Below are 4745 nucleotides of genomic sequence, written 5' to 3' on the forward strand. Positions count from 1 at the left end.
GGACTCCGGCGTTCACGGAACGCCCTGCCGAGGCTGCCGGCGCCGCGGATAGGGTAAAAATGAGGGTATGGAACCTGAGAACACCGACGTTTCAGTTCAGCCCGCCGAAGCCGACGGCCCCGGCTCGGCCGCGACGCTGGGCATGATCCTGCTGGCCGTCGAGGAGCTCTGGCCCGAATCACTGGCGGAGGACTGGGATGAGGTGGGCCTCGTGGCCGGGCATCCGTCCGCCGAGGTGAGCCGGATCCTGTTTGCCGTCGATCCCACGCTCGAGGTGATCGAGGAGGCCGTCAGCTGGGGCGCGGAGCTGCTGATCACGCACCATCCCCTGTTGCTCAAGGGCGTCACCTCGGTAGCAGCCAATACCTCCAAGGGCAAGGCCGTCCACCGGCTGATTGAGTCCGGGACCGCCCTGATGACTGTCCATACCAATGGTGACTCCGCCGTCGGTGGCGTCTCCGACGTGTTGGCCGACGCGCTGGGCCTGCAGGACGTGGTGCCCCTGACTCCCGCCACAAACGGCCTTCCCGAGGAGGGCATCGGCCGCGTCGGCGACCTCCCCGACGTCCAGACACTGGGGGATTTTGCCGCGCGGGTCTTTGGCATTCTGCCCTCAGTTGCCGGCGGTGTGCGGGTCTCCGGCGACCGGGACGGTTTGGTGCGAAGGGTGGCCCTGTGCGGCGGCGCGGGCGACTCGCTGTTCAATGAGGTCCGCGCGAGCAACGCCGACGTCTACCTGACCGCGGATCTGCGGCACCATCCGGCGTCGGAGGCCCGCGAGGCCGCCGTCAACGACCGGCCCTACCTGATCGACGTGTCGCACTTTGCAAGCGAGTGGCTGTGGCTGCCGGCGGCCGCCGAGGCTCTCGGAAACGTGCTGACGGACCAGGGGCACGACATCGAAATCCGGGTGAGCAACACCAACAGCGACCCGTGGGACTTCATTCTGACTCCCGGCTAAGCCTGGCGGGCGAGGTCCGTCGCCGGGCCCACACCGGCGAGGGACCCATACCGAGTGCAGCGAGGTTTGGGAGCCGGTGGGGACGTAGCGAGGCCGGGGAGCACGCTAGGCGCTAGAGTCTAAAGAGCGCCGGTACGGTGCCCGGCTCCGGCCGGTATGTGAACACGCGGAGGAAATAGTGGCCAAGGCAGCACCGGCGGAACAGTTGAAGTTGCTTGAATTGCAGGGACTGGATGCCAAACTCAAGTCTCTGTCCAACCGCCGCCGCAGCCTTGAAAGCGACCCCCGGATCACCGACCTGGAAGCCGCCCTCGGAGTGGCCAACGGCGAACTCGGGGCCGCCAAGGTGGCGGTGCACGACGCCGAACTCGAACTCAAACGCGCCGAAGCCGACGTCGAACAGGTCGCCTCCCGGATCGAACGCGACGAGGCCAGGCTCAACAGCGGTACCGGGCTCTCCAAGGACCTCGTGGCCCTGCAGCGCGACATCGCGTCACTGAACAAGCGCCGCTCGGACCTGGAGGACGTCGAACTCGAAGTTCTGGAGCGGCTGGATTCGCTGCGCCTGCGCCAGGCCACGCAACAGCAGATTGTTGATGACATCCAAGGTTCCTTCGGCAGCATCCGTGCCGAACTCGATGAGCAGCTGGCCGAAGTGGCCGCAGAAGCCACGGTGGTGCGCGGCCACCGGGCCGAGTTCGCAGCCGGCCTGGACGCCGGAATGCTTGCCGTCTACGAGAAGACCCTCGCCAAGCGGGGCGTCGGCGCGGCCCGGCTTTTCCACGGCACCTCCGAGGGGTCCGGCATGCAGCTGAGCCCCGGCGACCTCGCTGAAATCAAGGCCGCCGCGGAGGACGACATCGTCTTTTGCCCCGATTCCGGGTGCATCCTGGTCCGCTCCGCCGAATGGGCCTAACCACCCAACTGGCTGGCACTTGTTGTCGCTTTGAGCCCTGAAAACGCCACCTAATGCGAGCTAGTTGGGCAGGATGATGTTGAGGGCGTGCGGCTTCCGGGCCGTGCCGTCAACCAGTTCCACGGACCACTTCTCGGCCGCGGCCTTCCGCAGTTGCGCGGGCGTCTCCGGGGACTTGCCACGCCGCGCCAACAGGTGCCGGGCGAGCTCCCCGCGGGTGTGCTTGGCGAAATGGCTCACCACCTTGCGGACCCCGTTGACCTCGGTGAAGACGTGCACGGCCACCGTCTGTTCCGGCGGGGGAGCCCACGCCGCCGCGTAGGTGCTGGAGCGGCAATCGACCAGCAGCCCGCCGGCAGTTTCCGCGGCGAGGGCTGCCGCCAGTTGCGGTTTCCAGAAGGAGGCCAGCCGTCCGACGTCGGGCAGCGCCGTGCCCATCGACAGCCGGTACGCCGGCACCCGGTCCGCAAAGCGGATGGCACCCCAGAGCGCGGAAATCACCAGCACCGAGGCATCGGCCTTTTTCCGCTGCACGGAAGTCAGCGACCGGTAGTCCAGCGCGTCGTAGAGCACCCCGGAGTACACCTGGTGTGCGGGCGCGGCGGGCTCGGCATGCAGCCGGGTGTTGCGTTCGACGTCGGCCTTCAGGGAGGTGCCGACGCCGAGCAGGGCGAGCGCATCCTCATGGGCGCTGACGGTGCCGAGCGCCTCGAGGACCTTGGCGCGGTGGCCATTAAGGCCGGGGAAACTGAGTGACGCCGGTTCGACGGCGTCGCCGCCGGTGGCGGGGGTCTTGCCTTCGGAGGGTGGCAGCAGAATCAGCACCGTACGATCCTACCGGCGGCTGCGACGGCGGGATGGCCGCGACCAGCGTTGGCAGGCTATCCGCTCACGCCACCCTGGCGGGTGCCGCTGCCACAGGAGCCGCTGCGGAGGCCGCGACCGGGGTCGGAACCGGAGCCGGTGCGGAGGCCTCGTAGGGGACAAACGACGGAGCCGTTGCCGGGGCCACGGTCGGCGACGTTACCCCGGCCGCACGGGATTCCCGCGCCAAGAACGCGGACAGCTCACCGATGGTGCTCATCAGCGGGGCGGGGAAGACGACTGTGGTGTTCTTGTCCACACCGATTTCGACGAGCGACTGCAGGTTGCGCAACTGGAGGGCCAACGGGTGCGCCATCATCGTGTCGGAGGCTTCGCCCAGCGCCGCGGCCGCGATCGATTCACCTTCGGCGGCGATGATCTTTGCGCGCTTCTCCCGCTCAGCCTCGGCCTGCCGGGCCATGGCACGCTTCATGCTCTCCGGCAGCTGAATGTCCTTGAGCTCCACGAGTGTCACCTCGACGCCCCACTCCAGCGTAAGGGCGTCAAGGATTTCGCGGATGTCGCTGTTGATGTGCTCCGTCTCGGACAGGGTCTGGTCCAGGCTGTGCCGGCCCACCACCTTCCGCAGCGTGGTTTGCGCGATCTGATTGATCGCGGCGGCCACGTTTTCGATCGCCACGACAGACTTCACGGCATCGATCACGCGGTAGTACGCCACCGCGGAGATGTCCACGCTGACGTTGTCCTGGGTGATGATGCCTTGGGACTGGATCGGCATGGTCACGATCCGCAGGCTGACCAGCTGGAGCCTGTCGATCACCGGAACAATCAAGCGCAGACCCGGCATCCGGACGCCGATTACCCGGCCCAGCCTGAACAGCACGCCCTGCTCGTACTGGCGCACAATCCGGATCGACATCCGGGCCACGATGAACAGCAGAACCAGAATTATCAGCCATACGACGACGGCGGTAACGTCCATCCGAATCGCTTCCTCGACTAGCGGAATACTTGCTTCAATTCTCCCACCGGCGTGGCCAAATGGCGCCGCTGCGGCGGGACAGTCGGGGAGACCGTAGAATGAACGACGGATGGGTTGACCAGGCGGCCGCGCGTCACGCAAGTGGCTCGAGGAACGTCCGGGCTCCGCAGGGCAGGGTGGTGGGTAACGCCCACTCGGGGTAACCCGCAGGCCAGTGCCACAGAGAATAGACCGCCTGCCCCGAGCCGTGTCCGCACGGCCAGGGAGCAGGTAAGGGTGAAACGGCGGTGTAAGAGACCACCAGCTTCCCGGGTGACCGGGAAGGCTAGGTAAACCCCACCCGGAGCAAGGCCAGACAGGGCACGTTTGAGGGCTGCTCGCCCGAGTGTCCGGGTAGGCTGCTGGAGGGCGTCGGCAACGGCGTCCGTAGATGGATGGCCGCTACTCCCGCGCCGGTAACAGCGCGGGAACACAGAACCCGGCGTATCGGTCAACCCATCCCACCACCGCGCCGGCGGCCGCGAGGCCCCGGCCAGCGCATCGGGAACCCACACACTGAGCCGGACAACCCCGCGGACAGACGAAAGGGCCGGCACCTTGTGGTGCCAGCCCCTCCAGTCAAAACCAGGTGTCGGATCAGGCCTTCGCCTTCCGCTTCACCCAACCCCAAACCACGGTCGCGACAAACAGGACCAGGCCGATGATGGCCAGCCAAAGCAGGCCCTTCACGACGAAGCCCAGGATCGACAGGATGAGCCAAACGACAAGAAGTGCAACTATGAGTCCCATGCGGTCATCCTATGTGACGGGGGGACCACCGGCCCGGATTGCGTGTGAGTGATTTCACGCCGGCCGGGCCCGGCGGAGCCGCCCGGCCGCCCTAGAATGGAGAGCGAACGTAGAGGTTCTGCCGCCGGGTCTGCGTTCGCAGCCGGCGGCTTTTCTTTGCGGTTCAAGCAGGCGCACGGGGTGGACCGAATCCCCGCAGCACCTAGGTTCCGGAGACCCGCCGGCGGCCGACTTCCGCACACGAGGACGTGTGCGGTGGATTTTAGGAAGGT

5 protein-coding genes and 1 other RNA gene are annotated in these 4745 nt (G+C 66.9%); 3 read left to right on the forward strand and 3 right to left on the reverse strand.

Going from position 1 to position 4745, the window contains the following annotated elements; translation table 11 throughout:
* Positions 1-67: 67 nt before the first annotated feature.
* Together AB4Y86_RS12335 and AB4Y86_RS12340 are read left to right on the forward strand one after the other, a co-directional pair.
* Entirely contained in the window at positions 68-961 is an 894-nt protein-coding gene (locus AB4Y86_RS12335) for a Nif3-like dinuclear metal center hexameric protein (RefSeq protein WP_441402516.1), read from the forward strand.
* A gap of 178 nt (positions 962-1139) precedes the next feature.
* Positions 1140-1877: a zinc ribbon domain-containing protein gene (locus AB4Y86_RS12340; protein WP_441402517.1), complete on the forward strand. Its 738-nt coding sequence runs from the start codon at positions 1140-1142 to the stop codon at positions 1875-1877.
* A 60-nt stretch (positions 1878-1937) separates the two neighbouring features.
* Here AB4Y86_RS12340 and AB4Y86_RS12345 read toward each other — a convergent pair whose 3' ends face one another.
* Entirely contained in the window at positions 1938-2702 is a 765-nt protein-coding gene (locus AB4Y86_RS12345; RefSeq protein ID WP_441402518.1) for a YaaA family protein, read from the reverse strand.
* A 64-nt stretch (positions 2703-2766) separates the two neighbouring features.
* Positions 2767-3684, reverse strand: coding sequence for an SPFH domain-containing protein (locus tag AB4Y86_RS12350; protein WP_441402519.1), 918 nt, complete (start codon positions 3682-3684; stop codon positions 2767-2769).
* A 110-nt stretch (positions 3685-3794) separates the two neighbouring features.
* Between AB4Y86_RS12350 and rnpB the strand changes: the two genes are divergently transcribed.
* An RNA gene (rnpB, locus tag AB4Y86_RS12355) (RNase P RNA component class A) lies at positions 3795-4186 on the forward strand.
* 134 nt (positions 4187-4320) lie between these two features.
* On the opposite strand, the gene AB4Y86_RS12360 is transcribed toward rnpB, so the two are convergent.
* Positions 4321-4473, reverse strand: coding sequence for a hypothetical protein (locus AB4Y86_RS12360; RefSeq protein WP_441402520.1), 153 nt, complete (start codon positions 4471-4473; stop codon positions 4321-4323).
* Between the last annotated feature and the right edge of the window lie 272 nt (positions 4474-4745).

The organism is Arthrobacter sp. 2YAF22_2 (genome assembly GCF_052114645.1).
Classification (GTDB): Bacteria; Actinomycetota; Actinomycetes; order Actinomycetales; family Micrococcaceae; genus Arthrobacter.

Bases quoted from the DNA above. Each gene is read 5' to 3' on its own strand.
- AB4Y86_RS12350 (WP_441402519.1), bottom strand. From the start codon at position 3,684: ATGGACGTTACCGCCGTCGTCGTATGGCTGATAATTCTGGTTCTGCTG.
- AB4Y86_RS12360 (WP_441402520.1), bottom strand. From the start codon at position 4,473: ATGGGACTCATAGTTGCACTTCTTGTCGTTTGGCTCATCCTGTCGATC.
- AB4Y86_RS12335 (WP_441402516.1), top strand. From the start codon at position 68: ATGGAACCTGAGAACACCGACGTTTCAGTTCAGCCCGCCGAAGCCGAC.